This window comes from Sporichthya brevicatena (assembly GCF_039525035.1).
Classification (GTDB): Bacteria; Actinomycetota; Actinomycetes; order Sporichthyales; family Sporichthyaceae; genus Sporichthya; species Sporichthya brevicatena.
In genome coordinates this window covers 118,568-136,531 of sequence record NZ_BAAAHE010000008.1, presented here as the reverse complement: position 1 = coordinate 136,531, position 17,964 = coordinate 118,568, and the positions used below count along the sequence as shown (strand labels likewise).

The 17,964-nt window shown below is 71.1% G+C and carries 14 protein-coding genes; 7 read left to right on the top strand and 7 right to left on the bottom strand.

Going from position 1 to position 17,964, the window contains the following annotated elements; translation table 11 throughout:
- Window positions 1-81: 81 nt before the first annotated feature.
- Entirely contained in the window at window positions 82-3,060 is a 2,979-nt protein-coding gene (locus ABD401_RS05850; RefSeq protein ID WP_344602578.1) for a glycine--tRNA ligase, read from the bottom strand.
- 156 nt (window positions 3,061-3,216) lie between these two features.
- Between ABD401_RS05850 and ABD401_RS05845 the strand changes: the two genes are divergently transcribed.
- Both ABD401_RS05845 and ABD401_RS05840 read left to right on the top strand, forming a co-directional pair.
- The gene (locus ABD401_RS05845) at window positions 3,217-4,059 is read left to right on the top strand and encodes a calcium-binding protein (protein WP_344602576.1); all 843 of its coding nucleotides are present in this window, start codon (window positions 3,217-3,219) and stop codon (window positions 4,057-4,059) included.
- 278 nt (window positions 4,060-4,337) lie between these two features.
- Window positions 4,338-5,441 carry a calcium-binding protein gene (locus ABD401_RS05840; RefSeq protein ID WP_344602574.1) on the top strand — a complete coding sequence of 368 codons (1,104 nt, stop codon included), beginning with the start codon at window positions 4,338-4,340 and terminating at the stop codon, window positions 5,439-5,441.
- 169 nt (window positions 5,442-5,610) lie between these two features.
- On the opposite strand, the gene ABD401_RS05835 is transcribed toward ABD401_RS05840, so the two are convergent.
- Complete coding sequence (locus ABD401_RS05835; protein ID WP_344602572.1) at window positions 5,611-6,030, bottom strand: DUF2470 domain-containing protein; 420 nt, start codon at window positions 6,028-6,030, stop codon at window positions 5,611-5,613.
- A 365-nt stretch (window positions 6,031-6,395) separates the two neighbouring features.
- Between ABD401_RS05835 and rpsD the strand changes: the two genes are divergently transcribed.
- From rpsD to ABD401_RS05815, 4 genes are all read left to right on the top strand, one after another.
- Window positions 6,396-7,004: a 30S ribosomal protein S4 gene (gene rpsD, locus ABD401_RS05830; RefSeq protein ID WP_344602570.1), complete on the top strand. Its 609-nt coding sequence runs from the start codon at window positions 6,396-6,398 to the stop codon at window positions 7,002-7,004.
- 180 nt (window positions 7,005-7,184) lie between these two features.
- A complete protein-coding gene (locus ABD401_RS05825) occupies window positions 7,185-8,216 on the top strand; it encodes a WD40 repeat domain-containing protein (RefSeq protein WP_344602568.1) in 1,032 nt (343 codons plus the stop codon).
- A gap of 9 nt (window positions 8,217-8,225) precedes the next feature.
- Entirely contained in the window at window positions 8,226-9,626 is a 1,401-nt protein-coding gene (gene asnS / locus ABD401_RS05820; protein WP_344602566.1) for an asparagine--tRNA ligase, read from the top strand.
- Between the two features lie 9 nt (window positions 9,627-9,635).
- Window positions 9,636-10,046, top strand: a complete 411-nt coding sequence (locus tag ABD401_RS05815; protein WP_344602564.1) for a hypothetical protein — start codon at window positions 9,636-9,638, stop codon at window positions 10,044-10,046.
- A gap of 48 nt (window positions 10,047-10,094) precedes the next feature.
- Here ABD401_RS05815 and ABD401_RS05810 read toward each other — a convergent pair whose 3' ends face one another.
- Both ABD401_RS05810 and ABD401_RS05805 read right to left on the bottom strand, forming a co-directional pair.
- Window positions 10,095-10,319, bottom strand: a complete 225-nt coding sequence (locus ABD401_RS05810; protein ID WP_344602562.1) for a helix-turn-helix domain-containing protein — start codon at window positions 10,317-10,319, stop codon at window positions 10,095-10,097.
- Window positions 10,320-10,799, bottom strand: a complete 480-nt coding sequence (locus ABD401_RS05805; RefSeq protein ID WP_344602560.1) for a DUF2975 domain-containing protein — start codon at window positions 10,797-10,799, stop codon at window positions 10,320-10,322. It abuts the gene before it with no gap.
- A gap of 120 nt (window positions 10,800-10,919) precedes the next feature.
- Here ABD401_RS05805 and ABD401_RS05800 point away from each other — a divergent pair, with 120 nt between their 5' ends.
- Entirely contained in the window at window positions 10,920-11,504 is a 585-nt protein-coding gene (locus ABD401_RS05800) for a TIGR00645 family protein (protein WP_344602558.1), read from the top strand.
- 16 nt (window positions 11,505-11,520) lie between these two features.
- On the opposite strand, the gene ABD401_RS05795 is transcribed toward ABD401_RS05800, so the two are convergent.
- Genes ABD401_RS05795 through ABD401_RS05785 form a run of 3 tightly spaced genes read right to left on the bottom strand, consistent with a single transcriptional unit; the run spans window position 11,521 to window position 17,911 of the window.
- Window positions 11,521-12,384: a crotonase/enoyl-CoA hydratase family protein gene (locus tag ABD401_RS05795; protein ID WP_344602556.1), complete on the bottom strand. Its 864-nt coding sequence runs from the start codon at window positions 12,382-12,384 to the stop codon at window positions 11,521-11,523.
- A complete protein-coding gene (locus tag ABD401_RS05790; RefSeq protein ID WP_344602554.1) occupies window positions 12,384-16,178 on the bottom strand; it encodes an ATP-binding cassette domain-containing protein in 3,795 nt (1,264 codons plus the stop codon). The genes ABD401_RS05795 and ABD401_RS05790 overlap by 1 nt, the downstream gene beginning before the upstream one ends.
- The gene (locus ABD401_RS05785; RefSeq protein ID WP_019874712.1) at window positions 16,175-17,911 is read right to left on the bottom strand and encodes a type 1 periplasmic-binding domain-containing protein; all 1,737 of its coding nucleotides are present in this window, start codon (window positions 17,909-17,911) and stop codon (window positions 16,175-16,177) included. The genes ABD401_RS05790 and ABD401_RS05785 overlap by 4 nt, the downstream gene beginning before the upstream one ends.
- Between the last annotated feature and the right edge of the window lie 53 nt (window positions 17,912-17,964).

Genomic DNA, 17,964 nt, shown 5'->3' with positions numbered 1-17,964 from the left:
TGAGGGATGACGTCCCGCCGGGGGTGCCTGTCAGCCCCGGTACGGGCTGACACGGCCCCGTGCGGGACGTCATCCCGCAGCTCAGGCGAGGGCCTCCCAGCCGACCAGGCCCTCGGAGAGGTCCCGGACGCCGGCGAGCAGACCCAGGCGGTTGGCCTTGACCGCGGGGTCCGGGGCCATGACGAGCACCGCGTCGAAGAACGCGTGGATCGGGGCGACCAGGCCGGTCCCGACGGCCACGAAGGCCGGCAGATCTGACGGGTTCTCACCCAGCTCGGCCTGCGCCTTCGCGAGAGCGTCGGCGAGGGCGTTCTCCGCCGGGTCCTCGAACTTCGCGGCGTCGTGGCCGGCGGTCACGTCGGCCGGGACGAGGCGCCGGATCCGGAGCACGGCCTCGACCAGCGCGGCGAAGTTCTCGTCGGCCACCAGCGCCGGGAGCGTCGCCAGCGTGGCGTCCGCGCGCGCCGGGGAGTCGGCCAGCGGCAGCACGGCCTGGACGAGCTTGTGCGGGTGCCCGGCGTCGAGCAGGGCCTGCTCGTAGCGGCCGGTGGTGAAGGCCGCGGCCTTCTCCATCGCGTCGGCCGGGACCTCGACCGGCTGCTGCGCCGCGGCGAGCGCGAGCCCGGCCGGGATCGTGATCGACGCCAGGCGCGGGTGCGCCCGCAGGACCGCGAGGGCGCCGAGGGCGGCCCGGCGCAGACCGAACGGGTCCGAGGAACCCTTCGGCTCGGCACCGGTGGCGAACAGACCGGCGAGCAGGTCGAGCCGGTCCGCGAGCGAGAGCAGCGCACCCGGGACGGTCATCGGCAGCGCCGCGCCGGCCGAGCGCGGCATCTCCATCTCGTGCAGCGCCGTCGCGACCTCGGGGGTCTCACCGGCGCGCACCGCGTACTCGCGCGCCATGATCCCGGCGAGCTTCGAGAGCTCGACGACCATCTCGGTCGCGAGGTCGAACTTGGCGAGCTCGCCGGCGCGGGTCAGCGTGGTGAGTTCCTCCGCGGTGAGGTCGACCGACTTCGCGAGCTCCAGCGCGAGCTTCTGGATGCGCGTCGCGCGGTCGTCCATCGAACCGAGCTTGTCCGCGAACGTCAGCTTGTCCAGGCGCGTGCGGAACTCGGCCGGCGGCACCTGCAGGTCCGCGCGCCAGAAGAACGACGCGTCCTCGTAGCGGGCGCGGAGCACGGCCTCGTTGCCCGCGCGCACGACGTCGCGGTCGCACTCGCCGTTCGCGACGGCGACGAAGTGGTTGCGCAGCGCCCCGTCCGCGTTCCGCACCGGCAGGTAGCGCTGGTGCTTGCGCATGACGGTGACGAGGATGTCCGGCGGCAGCTCGAGGTAGCGCTCCTCGAACGAACCGAGGATCGGGTTCGGCGACTCGACCAGGTTCGTCACCTCGTCGACGACGTCGGCCTCACCCTCGATGTCGACGACACCACCCACCGACGCGGCGAGCTCCTGAGCCCCCGTCACGATCTGAGAGCGGCGGGCCGCGGTGTCGAGGACGATGTCGTTGTCGGCGAGCACCTGCGCGAAGTCGGCGGCCGCGCGCACGGCGACGACCGGGGCGTCCGCGTTGCGGTGCACCCACGTCTCGCGGCCGCTCGCCATGTTCGAGACCTGGAACGGCACGACGGCCTCGCCGAGCAGCGCGAGGATCCACCGGATCGGCCGGGTGAACGACAGACCCGGCGCGTTCCAGCGCATGTTCTTCTCGGACCGCAGACCGGTCACGATCTTCGGCAGGATCTCGGCGAGCACCTCGACCGCCGGGCGGCCCGTCACCTCGCTGCTGACGCCGACGTACTCGACGCCGTCGATCGTGAGGCGCTCGAGCTGGTCGGCCTCGACACCCTGGCCCTTGGCGAAGCCCTGCGCGGCCTTGGTGAGGTTGCCGTCGGCGTCGTACGCGGCGGCGACCTTCGGGCCCTTCACGGTCCTGCGCGAGTCCTCCTCGCGCGCGGCGACGTCGGCGACGGTCGCGACCACGCGACGCGGCGTCGCGTCGACGGTGATCTCGCCGTGCGCGAGGCCGGTCCCGGCGAGCGCGGTGGTCAGCGCCTCGCGGACGGCGGCGACGGTGTTGCCGCACTCGTGCGGCGGCATCTCCTCGACGCCGATCTCGAACACCAGCGGGGCGGGGCCGGTCGGCACGGTGCCGGTCTCGGGCAGCGGCGGCGGGGTCGACTCGGTGGGCAGACCCAGGGGGTGCCCGAGCTCGGCCCGCTTCTCGATCCAGAGCTCGGAGACCTCGCGCGCGAGGCGCTGCATCGTGCGGAACGCGGCGGCCCGGTCGGTCGTCGATACCGCCCCGCGGGCGTCCATCACGTTGAAGGCGTGCGAGCACTTGAGGACGTAGATCTGCGCCGGCACCGGCAGCTTCGCCTCGACCATGCGCTTGGCCTCGGCGGCGTAGTCCTCGAACAGGCGACGGTTGGTCGCGACGTCCGCGTCGTCGAGGTAGTACCGGCTCATCTCGTACTCGGCCTGGCCGAAGGCCTCGCCGTAGGAGATGCCCGGCGCGTAGGCGATCTCCTTGAAGTGCCCCACGCCCTGCAGCGCCATGAGGATGCGCTCCATGCCGTAGGTCAGCTCGACGCAGACCGGGTCGAGCGTCTGACCGCCGACGGCCTGGAAGTAGGTGAACTGCGTGATCTCCATGCCGTTCAGCCAGACTTCCCAGCCCAACCCCCAGGCGCCGATGGCCGGCTGCGCCCAGTTGTCCTCGACGAACCGGATGTCGTTGGCCCGGGTGTCGACGCCGAGGGCCTCGAGGCTGCCCAGGTAGAGCTGCTGCGGGTCGCCGGGCTCCGGCTTGAGGATGACCTGGTACTGCGTGTGCATCTGGATGCGGTTCGGGTTCTCCCCGTACCGCGCGTCGTCCGGACGGACCGACGGCTCGACGTAGGCGACCTTCCACGGCTCCGGGCCGAGGACGCGCAGCATCGTCGCGGGGTTCGCGGTACCGGCGCCGACCTCGGTGTTCATCGGCTGCACGATCATCGCGCCGCGCTCGGTCCAGTAGCGGGTGAGCGCCAGCAGCGCGTCCTGCATTGTCAACATGCGAACAGTCCCGTCCCCATAAGCTCTGACCAGCGAGTCCTGGTCAGCCTTGATCGGCTTGGCGAGTCTAGTGAGCCGATGTGCTCCGCTCCGGCGCCCCGAGATGGCAGGCTTCGCCCCGGTATCAGTGATCTTGTCCGCCGACGGAGGCCGCTCGTGACTCTCAAGACCGTTTCCCGTTTCGGCGTGGTCCTGACGACCATGGCCTGCGTGGGTGTCTTCGCGGCCCCCGGCGCCCAGGCCGCCGACGTCGCCTTCACGACCGCCGACGGCGTCGTCGGCGGGAAGATCGCCGTCACCGTGAAGCTCACCTCCGACATCGCGGAGCCCGCGACGGTGCAGATCCACCTGTTCCAGAACGGCACCTGCGCCGGCAGCCCGATGCAGAACAACGGGACCCCGCTCTCCAGCAAGGTCTTCGAGGGCGCGAAGAAGAACTCCGAGTACACGTTCACCGTGAACAACATGAGCCCCGCCGGGACCTACTCCTGGGGCGCGGACGTCGACGAGGCCGGCAAGGACCCGGAGCGCAAGTGCTCGGCGCCCTTCGCGGTGAAGGAGGGCAACACCCCGCCCCCGCCGGTCGCGAAGTACACCTGCGGCGGCAAGCCCGCAACGTTCGTCGGCTCCAGCAAGGCCGAGCGGATCATCGGCTCCCCCGGTGACGACGTGATCGTCGCCCGCGGCGGCAACGACATCATCGAGGGCCGCGGCGGCAACGACATCATCTGCGGCGGCGCGGGCAACGACATCATCGTCGGCGGCGCCGGCAACGACCGCCTCTTCGGCGACAAGGGGGCCGACACCATCGCCGGCGGTTCGGGCAACGACGAGCTCCGCGGCGGCGCCGGCAACGACGACCTCCGGGGCAGCACCGGCAACGACCGTCTCTACGGCGGCGGCGGGAACGACCTCCTCAACGGCGGTGCCGGCACCGACCGCGGCAACGGCGGCGCCGGCCGCAACACCCTGCGGAACATCGAGCTCAAGGCCAGCTGACCCGCGCCTCTCCGACGCGCCGCGACCGCTCCGGTCGCGGCGCGTCGTGCGTTCGGGGTCCGAGAATCGCTCGCGAACCGACCGATTTGCGCCGTCACCGGTGTGACCGTTGGGGAGATATCGAACGGAGTACGCCACTTGGCACTGATGTGCCGTTGGTGAATTCATGGTGGCGCCTTTACTGAATGCGCCCCATGTGGCCTTTGGGACGGACTGGGCGTCGTCCGGCGCGCCAGTTCTCTGCGGCTGCTGCGAGCGCCTTGCTGCCTGGAGATCTCATGCACGTCAAGCGCATCGCCGCACTCGCGGCTCCTCTCCTCGCCGTCCCCGGCGCGGCCCTGCTCTTCTCCCCCGGGGCGGGGGCGGCGCCTGTTCCGCCCGGTTGCAGCGCCGCGGGCACCGCGGTCACCTGTACCTACAACACGGATCAGGACTTCACCGTCCCCACGGGCATCACCTCACTGACGATCGCAGCGCGCGGTCAGGCCGGGGAGTCCACCACCGGCGCGGTGGGCGGCGCACCTGCAGTCGTGACCGCGACCTTCACCGTTGCGGGCGGCGACATCCTCGCCCTCGACATCGGCGGCAACGGCACCGACGCCGCGCCCGGCGGCGATGCCGATGTTCAGGGCACCGGCGGGGACGGCGGCGGCGGCACCGTTGTCACGCGGGCCGGCACAAGGTTGATGGCCGCCGGCGGTGGCGGCGGCGCCGGTGACCCCAACGCGAACGGCGGCAGCGGTGGCACACCGACCGGCGGCGACGGCACGAACAATGCGTACGGGGGTGGGGCTGCCCAAGGAGCAGCGACCAATGCCGGCGAGAACGCGGATCAGCCCAACTCTGGCGGCGGCGGTGGTGGCGCGGTCGACGGCACCAACGTGCGCGGGGGCGGCGACAACGGACGACAGCCCGGAGGAAGCGGGGGCGGTGGCGCGAGCTTCGGCCCGATGGACGCCACCTTCGACCTGGGGCCGGTTGGCGCGGGCGGTCGAGTGGTCATCACCTACACCGACCCCAGCTTGAAGCCCGGCACCCCGACCCCCAGCCCCTGCGACGTGCCCGGTGCGATCCAAGGCGGGTCCGGCGGCGGAGTCATCACCGGCTCCCCCGGCCCCGACGTCATCAACGCCGGCAGCGGGAACAACATCATCTACGGCGGTGGTGGTGACGACATCATCTGCGCGGGGTCCGGGAACGACGTCGTCTACGGCGGCGACGGGGACGACATCATCTACGGCGGGTCCGGCAGCGACACCCTCCACGGTGAGGCCGGGGACGACACCCTCTACGGCGAGTCCGGGAACGACACCCTGAACGGCGGGGCCGGGACCGACACCCTGATCGGCGGATCGGGGAACGACACGGAGAACCAGGACTAGACCCCTCCGACAGCGGCTCCCCCCAGCAGTCGGACTCCACTCCTCCACCCGACTGCACGCCGCGCGACGAGCGCCGCCACCCCCCCGAGGGTGACGGCGCTCCGTCGTTGACCGTTGCGGCCGGCGACGTGAGGGCCGTCGGCCACCGGTCGCCGGACGCAACGAGAGGTCAGTGCTGGGCGCGGCAGCGGCGGGCGCGGCGGGCCGCCTCGGCGAGGAGGGCGCCGAGTCCGCGCTGGGCGGAGACGGCGTCGACCGCGCGATGAGGGAACGGGAGCCGGACGTCGCGGTGACCGGAGAGGCGCTCGACGCGCAGGACGATCCCGTAGCGGTCGAGGGCGAGCGGCAGAACCCGCGTCGCGGACTGCAGGACGTCGGGGTGGACGAGCCGGGTCAACTGGTCGATCGCCTCGGGGTGCGCGTCGGCCAGATGCAGGAGGAGGTCGGCCTCCTGCACCGCCAGCGGGTCGACGTCGGCGCGCACGAGCTCGTCCGGCGTGAGCACCGTCACCCGGCCCCGCTCGGTCAACTGGACGTGATCAAGCTCGAGGAGGAGCTCGGGGGTGCCGTAGCACTCGTCGCGGTGCATTAGGCTTAGCCAGCCGTGTGCCGTCAAACGCGCACGGACCCGGTCTCGGACTGCCGCAGCGGCGACGTCCGTGATCTCGATGCAGGCCTTGGCGTCACCTCCGGTGGCGTCGAGAACCTGCGTCACGCAGGAATGCGCAGGCGCCCAGAGGAGAAGTCGTCCGACGGCGTCGAGGGAGTGCAGCCCGGCGAACTCTTCGCGAGCTTCGCCGGTGGTCACCGTCAGGGAATCGGCGGCGGCGAGTAGGGTCACAACCCGCTCGGCGCTGGTGGGCCCCGGCGGGCCGCCGCTGCACTTGTTCGTCTGCGTCACGACAGGCTCCATTAGGTTAGGCTCACCTAAGTTACTACGCACGGAGTGGTTCTGTGAACTCATCTCGACCGAAGGCCAAGCGTTCGCGGGCGCTGGGCATCCCGCTGACGCCGAAGTGCGTCAAGTACTTCGAGGCACGCCCCTACCCGCCGGGCGTCCACGGCCGCGGCCGCAAGCAGAACTCGGACTACAAGGTCCGTCTGCTGGAGAAGCAGCGCCTGCGCGCGCAGTACGACATCTCCGAGACCCAGCTGCGTCGCGCCTACGAGCAGGCGAACGCGCACCCCGGCAAGACCGGTGAGGTCCTGCTGGCCGACCTGGAGACCCGCCTGGACGCCCTCGTCCTGCGCTCCGGCCTGGCCCGCACGATCTACCAGGCGCGTCAGATGGTCACCCACCAGCACATGCAGGTGAACGGTCAGCGCGTCGACCGTCCGTCGTACCGCGTGCAGCCCGGTGACGTCGTCTCGGTCTCCGACCGCAGCCGCAACAAGAAGAACTTCCAGGTCGCGGCCGCCGGCGCCAACGCGCCCGAGGCGATCCCGCCGTACCTGCAGGTCAACCACGGCGACCTGAAGTTCCGCCTCGAGCGGCCCCCGGTCCGCAGCGAGATCCCCGTCATCTGCGACGAGCAGCTCGTCGTCGAGTACTACTCCCGCTGATCTGCGGCGCCCGGGCGGCCCGCCGCCCGGCTGATCAACGTCCGACCAATGTGGCATGGGTCACGCTTGGTCGGACGTTGTGCGTTAAGCGGGTGAAGTGCGGCCCGGCTCCGTATCAAGATCATCGCGACAAGATCCACTTCGCGGCGGCCTTCGCGGTCGACGTGACAGGAGCCGCGGATGACGCCCAACCCGGACCTCCCCGCAACCCGCGCCGCTGCGGTGCGGGCTCCCCACCTCGTCCTGCCGGGGCTCGCGGTGGACGACCTGTGGCTGGCCGCGGACGGCGCGGTGGTCGCGGTCCTCACGGGGTCCGACTCGACCGGGACGGGGTCGGTGCTGTTCCTCGACACCGCCACCGGCGCGGAGCGCGGAGCGATCCCCGTCGGCCCCGGTGAGGTGGCCGTCGTGTCGGCGGAGTGGACCGCGGTCGCCGGGCAGGAGAACCACGCCGGCGAGGTCGTGGTGCGGCGGACTCTCACCGGCGAGTTCGTCGCGCAGCTGAACCCGCACGGCCCGGGTGGGGTGCACGCCCTCGCGCTCGCCGACCGGGGCGACCTCGGCGCGAGCATCGGCGAGGACGGCGAGGTCGCGCTCTGGCAGCCGGCCAACGGCGCGGTGTTCGCGACGCTGCGGCCCACCGACGAGGTGGACCTGGAGTGCTGCACCCTGACGTTCTCGCCCAACGGGCGGGTGCTGGCGGTCCGCACCGGCCCGGACGCCCTCGAGCTCTGGACCACCTCGCCGCGGCGCTTCCTCGAGGTCCTCCCCGAAACCGGGCTCCCCGTCTTCAGCCCCGACGGCCGTTGGGTGGCGGCCGCCGGGGCGGCGATCCGCCTCTACGACCTCCACGGCCTGCTCGAACCCGAGGCCCTGCTCGGCCGCGGGCCGCTGGCCTTCACGCCCGACGGCGCGCTCATGGTCGCCGTCACCCCGGACGGCAGCACCGAGATCTGGCGGACCGACCCGCCACAGCCGGCCACCCACCTGCGCGGCCGGCACCCGCGGCTGAGCCCGGACGGGCGGGCGATCGCGGTCGTCGCGACCGAGTCCGAGATCCTGCTCGCCGAGCCGGCGACCGGGCGCACCACGGCCCGGCTGACCGGGATCCGCGGCGAGGTGCAGTCGTTGACGGTGGGCCCGGCGGGGTCCGTGGTGGTCGCGGCCTGCTCGGACGCGGCGATTCGGGTCTGGCGCACCGACACCGCCTAAGGTCGGGCCGTGCGGATTCTGCGAATCTCCGAGGTGCTGCGCGGGGATGCCGCGCTCGGTTCGACCGTGACCGTCCAGGGCTGGGTGCGCACCCGCCGGGACTCGAAGGCCGGCATGTCCTTCGTCGCGGTCCACGACGGGTCGTGCTTCGCGACGCTGCAGGTCGTCGCCAAACCCGACCTGGCCAACTACGCCGACGAGGTGGCCCACCTGACCACCGGGTGCTCGGTGTCGGTGACCGGCACCGTGGTCGAGTCCAAGGGCAAGGGCCAGGCGGTCGAACTGCAGGCCACCGAGGTCTCGGTGCTCGGCTGGGTCGAGGACCCGGACACCTACCCGGCCGCGGCCAAGCAGCACACGTTCGAGTACCTGCGCGAGATCGCGCACCTGCGGCCGCGGACCAACACCTTCGGCGCCGTCACGCGCGTACGGCACTGCCTCGCGATGGCGGTGCACCGGTTCTTCGACTCACGTGGCTTCTTCTGGATCCACACGCCGATCATCACCGCCAACGACGCCGAGGGCGCCGGTGCGATGTTCCGCGTCTCGACGCTCGACCTCGCGAACCTGCCCCGCACCCCGGACGGCGCCGTCGACCACAGCCAGGACTTCTTCGGCCGGGAGGCGCACCTGACGGTCTCGGGCCAGCTGAACGTCGAGACCTACTGCATGGCGATGAGCAAGGTCTACACGTTCGGCCCCACCTTCCGCGCCGAGAACTCCAACACCGCACGCCACCTCGCCGAGTTCTGGATGGTCGAGCCCGAGATCGCCTTCGCGGACCTCGCCGCCGACGCCGACCTCGCCGAGGACTTCCTCAAGTACCTGTTCCGCGCCGTCCTCGACGAGCGGGCGGACGACCTCGCGTTCTTCGCCGAGCGCATCGACCCCGGCTGCATCGAGCGCCTGGAGACCTTCGTCGAGTCCAGCTTCGAGCGGATGGACTACACCGACGCGATCGAGGCCCTGCAGCGCTCGGGCAAGTCGTTCGAGTTCCCGGTGAGCTGGGGTGCGGACCTGCAGTCCGAGCACGAGCGCTACCTGACCGAGGAGCTCGTCGGCCGGCCCGTCGTCGTCATGAACTACCCGCGCGAGATCAAGGCGTTCTACATGCGGGCCAACGACGACGGCCGCACGGTCGCCGCGATGGACGTCCTCGCCCCGGGCATCGGCGAGATCATCGGCGGCTCCCAGCGCGAGGAGCGCCTCGACGTCCTCGACGCGCGGCTCGACGAGATGGGCCTGAACAAGGACGACTACTGGTGGTACCGGGACCTGCGCCGCTACGGCACGGTCCCGCACGCCGGGTTCGGCCTGGGCTTCGAGCGGACGATCGTGTACGCGACGGGGATGGCGAACATCCGCGACGTCATCCCGTTCCCCCGCACCCCGCGGAACGCGGATTTCTGAGCAGGCGTCATGCCGCTTCTGCTGGCGATCTTCCCGCTGATCGGCCGGTTGCTGCACAAACTGCTGCGCTCGGTCTTCAACAAGTCGGTCCGCAAGGCGCTGACGAAGGTCTTCGGCCCGATCTGGCGCAAGGTCGGCCAACCGGTCTGGACGCGGACCGGGGAACCGTTATGGCGGCGGCTCTGGCGTGAGGCGCCGCAGAAGCAGAAGATCCGCAAGCAGTTCGACGCGGTCAGCCACTGCCCGAACTGCAACCACTTCGCGGTGACCCACGTGGAGCGACTGAGTTCCCACCGGGTCATCCTCAAGGTCGTGCCCGGCCCCACCGTCGGCGAGAAGCGCCTGCGGGCGGTGTGCTCGGCCTGCGCGCACGTCCGCCCGGTCCGGGACGCCCCCGAGATCGCCCCACTGCTGAACTGACGCTGCTGAACTGACGCTGCTGAACTGACGCTCTGAGCTGATGCGTCGTCAGACCCGTTCGAGCTCGTGGTCGGGGACGTACTCCAGCAGATCGCCGGGCTGGCACTCCAGCACCCGGCACATCGCCTCGAGCGTGGAGAACCGCACCGCCTTCGCCCGGCCGTTCTTCAGGACCGCGACGTTCGCCGGCGTCAGCCCGACGGCCTCGGCGAACTCGCCGACACTCATCTTCCGCTTCGCGAGCTCGACGTCGATGCGGACGACGATCGCCACTCAGATCACCGCCTCGAGGTCGGTCCGCAGCGCGGTGGCCTGCCGCAGCAGCGCGCGCATCACGATCATCAGCAGGCCGACGACGGTGACCCCGACCGTCAGCAGGAACAGCGCCACGGGGGCGCCCGGGTCGTCGGCATGGAAGGCGACGGTGACGTCGATGCCGACCAGTACCACCCAGCCGGCCGCGATCGCGTAGATGATCGCGTCCACCCAGGCGAAGGACTCGGGGCTGAAGATCCGGTCGTGCACGACCCGCGTGAGCAGCTTCCAGATCGCGACGATCACGACCTGGACGCAGGCGATCAGCACGAACACCGCGGCCGTCGCCGGCCACCGCCAGTCCGCGTGCTCGGGGTGCTCGGACGCCATGTGCCGGAACTGACCCGGGAACGAGAGGGTCTGGAGCATCACCAGGAGCGCGAACATCACCACGAGGAACACGCGCAGACCCGTCACCGCACGTCGCTCCATCAACATGCATTGAGAATCGCTCGGTATCTATCGAAAGTCAATCGGTATCGCGGATGTCACGTGCCCGCGCCCGCAATGTCCCCTCCCCCGCGGAACTCGCGGCCCCGCTCACTAGTTTTGTCGCCCGTGGATGCCGACGTTCCTCCCCCGACCCCGCCGCAGATCCCGCCGCCCCCGGTTCGCCCCGCGCGGCCGCGGGCCCTGCACCAGGCCGAACGGGCGATCGAGTTCAGCCTGCTCGCCAGCCGCTGGCTGCTGCTGCCGCTGTACGTGATCCTCATGGCGGTGCTGGCGATCTTCGCCCTCAACGCCGCCGAGGAGCTCTGGCACCTCGCCCAGAACATCGGGCACATCTCCGAGGCCGAGCTCATCCTGTCGGCCCTGTCGCTGATCGACCTCGCGCTGGTGGCGAGTCTGATCGTGATGGTCGCGCTGTCCGGCTACGAGACGTTCGTGTCCCGGTTCGACACCACCGGCGACATGGAACAGCCCGAGTGGCTCGGCAAGCTCGACCTCGGCACGGTGAAGCTCAAGCTCGCCGCGTCCATCGTCGCGATCTCCGGCATCCACCTGCTCAAGAAGTACATGGCCACCGAGCCGCTCCCGAACGAGCGGCTGCTGACCCTCGCGGCGGTGCACCTCGCGTTCGTGGCCTCCGCGCTCCTGCTCGCCTGGGTCGACCGGATGTCCTTCGCCGACCACCGGCACTGACCCACCGGGGGCCGGCTCAGAGATCCTCGGCCCGCGGGACCGGGCCGCCGCCCTCCGGGATCGGACGGCCCGAGTCGCGCCACTTCACGGCCTCCGCGAACCCGTGCTCGGCGGCGAACGCCTGGAACCACCGGCCTTCCGGCGAGTGCCGGGTGATGCCGTCGAAGAGGGTCGCCAGCAGCTGCGTCCCGGCCAGGCCCATGTTGTCGTAGGCCTGATTGATCATCAGTTTCTGCATCGCGAGCTGGTTGGTCGGGACACCGGCGATGCGCTCGGCCAGCGCGTCGACCGCGGCGTCGAGCTCCTCCGCCGGGACGGCCTCCACGACCAGCCCCCACTCCGCGGCCTGCCGTCCGTCGATGGTGTCGCCGGTGAACAGCATCCGCTTCGCGCGCTCGGCACCGAGCCGGTAGACCCACATCGCCGTCGTCGGGCAGCCCCACACCCGCGAGGGCATGTAGCCGATCCGGGCGTCCTCGGCCATGACGACCAGGTCGCACGAGAGCGCGATGTCGCTGCCGCCGGCGACGGCGTAACCGTGGACCTTGGCGATCGTCGGCTTGAGCGAGCGGAACAGCGTGAAGAACTGGTCGGTGTTGCGCTTCATCAACCGAAAGTCGGCGATCGGATCCCAGACGACGTCCTGCGTCTGGTGCCCCGCCTCCGCGTAGTCCTTGAGGTCGTAGCCCGCGCAGAAGGCCCGACCCGCCCCGGCGACGACGATCACGTGCACCGCCGGGTCGTCGTTCGCCTGCTCCACCGCCGCCGCAATCTCGCCCGGCATGTCGTCGTCGATCGCGTTCAGCCGCTCGGGACGGTTGAGCGTCAGGTACGCGACACGATCCCGCGTCGCGTAGGTGATCGACCGGAACTCGGACATCAGCGGGAGCCGGACCGCGCCAGGAACGCCTCGTCGGTGCCGAGGTAGGAACTGATCACGTCCGGGTGGGCGAGGACCTCGGCCGGGGTGCCCGTCGCGATCACGGCGCCGGTCTCCAGCGCGACGAGCTCGTCGCACAGGTTCGACATCAGCGCCATGTCGTGCTCGACGACGACCATCGCGCAGTCGAGGTCGGCCTGGACCCGCTTGAGCACCGGCACGAGGGCCTCGGCCTCGCGCTGGGCGACACCGGCCGACGGCTCGTCGAGCAGAACCACGTCGGGCCGCTGCGCCAGCACGCACGCGAGCTCCACGATGCGGCGCGTACCGGTCGAGAGCTCACCGGTCAGGTGATCGCGGTACCGCGTCAGGCCGAGCGTCTCGAGCAGCTCCTCGACGCGCACCTGCACGGCGTCGTGGACGTCGAAGGCCGCGGGCAGCCACAGTGCGACCGCGAGCGGGTCCCGGCTCGCGAGGTGCCGGTCGAGCGCCACCGCGATCGTCTCCGACACCGTCAGGCCCGGGTACAGCCGCGCGTCCTGGAACGACCGGCCGAGCCCGCCGAGCGCCCGCTGGTACGGCGGCAGCTCGGTCACGTCATGGCCGGACAGGTACACCGTGCCCGCGTCGGGGACGAGGAAGCCGGAGAGCAGGTCGAAGATCGTCGTCTTGCCGGCGCCGTTGTGGCCGATGAGCCCGACGATCTTCCCCTTCGGCACGACCAGGTCGACGCCGTTGATGACCCGCACACCGCCGAAGCTCTTGTAGAGCCCCTTCGCCTCCAGGGCCGGCGTCGCCACCTTCTCCTCCCGGACGTCCGAAGACGTGGTCGTCACAGCAGCCACATCGTCGGACGTCGCGGTGGCTTCCCCGGCGGCGTTGCCGAGGAAGACGGCGCGGAGGATGTCGGGGCGGTCGAGCAGCTCGGCGGTGGGGCCGGCGAAGCGGACCCGGCCCTTCTCGAGGAACACCGCGCGCTCGGCGAGCAGCAGCGCGACGTTGACCGACTGCTCGACGACCACGACGGTGACGCCGCCGGCGTTGATCTCGCGGACCACGTCGACGAGCTCGCCGACGACCACCGGCGAGAGACCGAGCGAGAGCTCGTCGATGCAGAGCACCTTCGGGCGGACGGCCATCGCCATGGCCATCGAGAGCATCTGCTGCTCACCGCCGGAGAGGTCGCCGGCACGGGTGTCGATGCGCCGAGCCAGGGGCGGGAACAGCTCCAGGGCGCGACGGCGGGCGGCGGCGACGGCCTCGGCGTCGCGGCGGACCATCCAGGTCGCGAGGCGCAGGTTCTCCGCGACCGTCAGCGTCGGGAAGATGCCGCGGCCACCGGGCATCATCGCCAGGCCGCGGGCCGCGATCTTCTCCGGCGCGAGCTTGTCGATCGACTCGCCCTCCAGCGCGGCCGTGCCGTGCGTCGGCGGCAGCAGGCCGCACAGAGCACGCAGCACGGTCGACTTGCCGGCGCCGTTCGTGCCGAGCAGGGCGACGACCTCCCCGCGGCTGACGTCGAGGTCGACGCCGAAGAGCACCTGGTTCGGTCCGTAGGACGCCTCGATCCCGCGGCACCCCAGCGCGACGTCCGCGCCGGCGAGGGTGGCGTCCGCCCCGGAGCGGGCGTGCGCACGTTCGGCCGCAGCCTGCTCGGCGGCCGCCTCGGCCTCGGCGACCGCGAGCGCGGCGACCGCGGCGGGGTCGGTCTCGACGTCCACCTCGGGCGCCGCGGCGGCCTTGGTGAACGCGTCGTCCTGGTCCCACTCGACGCCGTGCCGTTTCGCGGCCCACATCGCGTAGCGGTCGCGGATCTTCGTGCCGGCCTGCGCGAGACCGCCCGGCAGGAGCAGCAGGACGACGAGGACGCCGACACCGGTCGCGACCAGTTGCAGCTGCGGGACCCAGTAGATGAGCAGGTGCAGCGCGACCGTGGCCGCGAGCGCACCGCCGATCGAGGCGACGCCACCGATGACCACCGTCGTGAACGCCAGCAGCGACAGCGAGGTGTTGTAGGTGCGGAGGCCGACCGCGCCGAGCGCGGTGGCGTGCACGGCGCCCGCCATGCCGGCGAGGACACCGCAGATGACGAACGCGGTGAGCTTCGAGCGGACGCCGTCGACCCCGGCGGCCGCCGCCGAGCGCGGGTTGTCGCGGGTGGCGACCATCGTGCGCCGCGTCCGCGCGCGGGCGAGGTTGCGGGCGACGACGACGGAGAACAGCACGAGCGACAGGCCGACCAGGTAGAGCGTGCGGTCCTCGCGCATGTCCCACCGCTGGAACAGCACAGGCCGGTCGAAGGCGCCCGGCACCAGCCACGGGAAGTTCGTCGGGTTGAAGAAGAACTGGTCGACGGCGACGGCGAAGGTCAGCGTCGTGACGGCGAGCAGCTGGCCGCTGACCCGCAACGCGGGGATCGCGACCAGCAGCGCCACCGCTGCACCCGCGGCACCACCGGCGATCATCGCGACGAAGAAGTCGACGTTCCACTTCGCCATCAGGTCACCGGCAACGACGCCACCGGTACCGAGGATGGCGATCTGACCCAGACTCACGGTCCCGGCCCAGCCGGTGAGGACCACGAGCGACACCGCGACGACGGCGTAGCAGGACGCGACGGTCGCGATGTTCAGCTGGCTCGGCGAACCGACCCACGCGAGCCCGACCAGCGCCGCGATGCAGGCGATCCCGAGGACGAGCTGCGCGATCCGGATCTCGGGCAGCACCTTGACACGGTGCGGCAGCCCGCGGACGGAGCCGGTGGTGAGCCAGGTGCCCTCGGCCGCAGCAGCCTCGGCGCGGCCCTTGTCGCCGCGCCTCAGCAGCAGCGCCGCACACAGCACGATCAGCAGCACGACCGAGGTGACCGACTGCTTGTCGGAGTTCCACCGGACGAGCTGGTCCAGGATGCCGAGCGCGACGCCGGCGACGAACGCCCGCGGCAGCGACGACAGACCGGCCACGACGGCGGCAGCGAGCGCGGGGAGCATGACCTGCGGACCCGACGAGGCGATCGAGAGGTTCAGGCCCTCCGACGGCGAGCGCAGGGTGACGGTCAGCGCGGCGAGACCGCCGGCGATCGTCCACACCAACAGGGAGAGCCGGTTGGCCGGGATGCCGAGCAGCCGGGCGCGGTCACCGTTCTCCGCGATGCCGCGGATCGCGATGCCGGCGTCGGTGCGCAGCAGGAACCAGGTGAGCGCCGCGAGCACGAACGGGACGACGAAGACCAGCGCGAAGTCGTTGCCGGAGATCAGCAGCGGGTCGACGTCCCAGGTGTACTCCGACAGCGGGGTCTTGAACGACCCGACGAGCACGGGGCCGTCCATCAGCGCCGGGGTCGCCGCCTGACCGGCTGCGAACAGCTGCGCGAGACCGATCGTGGCGACGGTGACGACGAGGCGCGGTGACTTGTCGAGGCTCCGCATCACGACGCGCTCGACCAGGGCACCGCAGAGCAGACCGACGGCGATGCCCGGGATGATCGCGATCGGCCAGGGCACGCCCTTGCCGAGGTGCAGCCCGATCGCGACCGAGGCCCCGAACCCACCGATCCCGGCGAGCGCGAAGTTCACGACCCGATGGCTGCGGTAGGTCAGGACGAGGCCGACCGCGAGCAGGCCGGTGCCGGTGCCGATCAGCGCGCCGAGGAAGACGACGCCGAGCGGGACGGTGTCCGGCGCGACCTGCGTCGCCACGAGCAGCGCCAGCACCGCGCCGACACCGACCGTCGTCGGCCCCTGCGGGAGCCGCGCCCAGACGCCCGACGGGGCGTCAGACTTGTGGGTGCTCACGCGTTCTCACGGATCGCGGCGGGCTCACGCGCGAACGCCTGCAGCTGCGCCGGAGCGGCGGGGCCCTTCGGCCACTTGCCCGGCTTGTAGCGCTTGTTGTCCGAGCGGTAGGCGCCCTTCGCGCCGTTGTACACCGAGACCGCCTCCGGGTCCCACCAGATCTCACGGGCGTCCCGGTACGGGGCCCAGGTGTTCTTCGGGTACGACCAGGTGCCCGCCGGCCCGGTGCCGCCCGGGTACGCGCGCAGACCGTCGGAGAACGTCTGCGGCGTCAGGTTCGGCCCGGCCATCTGCAGGCCCGTCGCCAGCTGGTACAGGAAGTAGTAGAAGATGTCGACGCCGAAGATCGGCTCGTGGTTCGGGTCCACGGACTTCGCGGCGGCGTAGGCGTAGCTCGCCTGCTGCGGCTGCTCCTCGCCGATCATCGAGAGCCCGAACGCGTGCTTCCACTGACTCGAGTCGTAGAGCTGGCCGAGGACCGAGGAGTCCATCAGCCCGACACCGGTGACCACGTACTCCGGGTAGTAGTTCTGCTGACTGAAGCGCGAGATCAGCAGCAGCGGGAGCAGCGGGTCGGAGGCGAGCACGATCGTCGTGATGCCGTCGGCCTTCATCTTGGCCGCGATGTTGTTGGCCTGGTCCGAGAGCGTCGCGAGGTCGAGCGTGTAGTTGTACCGGGTGACCTTGTGGCCGTTGGCCTCGATCTGCTTCTGCCCGGTGTTCGCGCACTGCTGATACTCGGGGTTGTCCGGGGTGATCAGGCCGACCTTGCGCTCCTTGCCCTTGATGCCCTCACCGGCGTGGTCCGCGGGGTAGCCGAAGACGCGCTTGTTCATGTACTCGGCGATGGTCTCCGAGAGCGAGGTGCAGTCCGGGAACGGGCTCCACGCGTACGGCGCGCGCTGGGCGAACCACTCGCGCGACATGTAGAGGGCGCCGATCGAGAGGACCTTCTGCCGCGACAGCGCGTCGGCGTAGGGCTGGGTGAAGGCGCTGATGTCGGCGAAGATGTTGAGCTCCTTGGCCGCGCGGATCGCGTCCGCGTTCGCGGCCTCCTGCCCGGCACCGACGATCTCGTTGAAGACCGAGCCCTTCCCCTGCCACTCCACGAGTTCGATCTTGCGCCCGTAGAACTGGAAGTTCTTCTCGAAGTACTTGACCAGGTTCTCCATCGTGCGACGGAAGTCCTCCTCCGTCGCCTGCGGGATCTGGTTCGCCTTCTCGCCGGCGAGGTCGCCGATCGTGGACTGGAAGTCCTTGATGTCCTCGACCGGGATGCGGAACCCGATGCGGATCTTGTCCTTGGTGACACCGCGGTAGGTCGCGCCGCCGTTGTCCTTGCCGGCCGGCCAGGTCATGCACGGCGGGGAGTACGGATCACCGGAGACCTGCTGCTTGCGGTCCGCACACGCGTCCGCGGCACCGGAGGCGGGCTTGCCGGTGCCCGCGCTCTGGGTCGTCGCCTTGCCGGGCTGCTGCGGCGTGCCGGGCGTCGTGACGCCGGGCACGACCGGCTCGCCGGGGGTGCCAACCGCCTGGCCACCGAGGTCGGAGGACTGGCCCGGCGCAAGCCCGGTGTCGCCGCCGGAGACCACGGTCTCCTCGCGCGCGATCGTCGGCACCAGCGTCACGACGAGCACGAAGGCGATCGCCAGCGCCAGCAGGGGGCCGTAGCCGCCGAGGATGCGGCGCGGCGCTGCCCCCAGCGTGCGAGCGGGGCGGGAGAGCTTCATCGAGAACGTTCCTCCTGGCCGGCGGTGACCGGGACGGGCGGGCGAACGACTGG

Coding starts and splice junctions, on each gene's coding strand:
- ABD401_RS05785 (WP_019874712.1), bottom strand. CDS start 17,911: ATGAAGCTCTCCCGCCCCGCTCGCACGCTGGGGGCAGCGCCGCGCCGC.
- ABD401_RS05850 (WP_344602578.1), bottom strand. CDS start 3,060: ATGTTGACAATGCAGGACGCGCTGCTGGCGCTCACCCGCTACTGGACC.
- ABD401_RS05805 (WP_344602560.1), bottom strand. CDS start 10,799: ATGTTGATGGAGCGACGTGCGGTGACGGGTCTGCGCGTGTTCCTCGTG.
- ABD401_RS05825 (WP_344602568.1), top strand. CDS start 7,185: ATGACGCCCAACCCGGACCTCCCCGCAACCCGCGCCGCTGCGGTGCGG.
- ABD401_RS05815 (WP_344602564.1), top strand. CDS start 9,636: ATGCCGCTTCTGCTGGCGATCTTCCCGCTGATCGGCCGGTTGCTGCAC.
- ABD401_RS05840 (WP_344602574.1), top strand. CDS start 4,338: ATGCACGTCAAGCGCATCGCCGCACTCGCGGCTCCTCTCCTCGCCGTC.
- ABD401_RS05835 (WP_344602572.1), bottom strand. CDS start 6,030: ATGCACCGCGACGAGTGCTACGGCACCCCCGAGCTCCTCCTCGAGCTT.
- ABD401_RS05795 (WP_344602556.1), bottom strand. CDS start 12,384: ATGTCCGAGTTCCGGTCGATCACCTACGCGACGCGGGATCGTGTCGCG.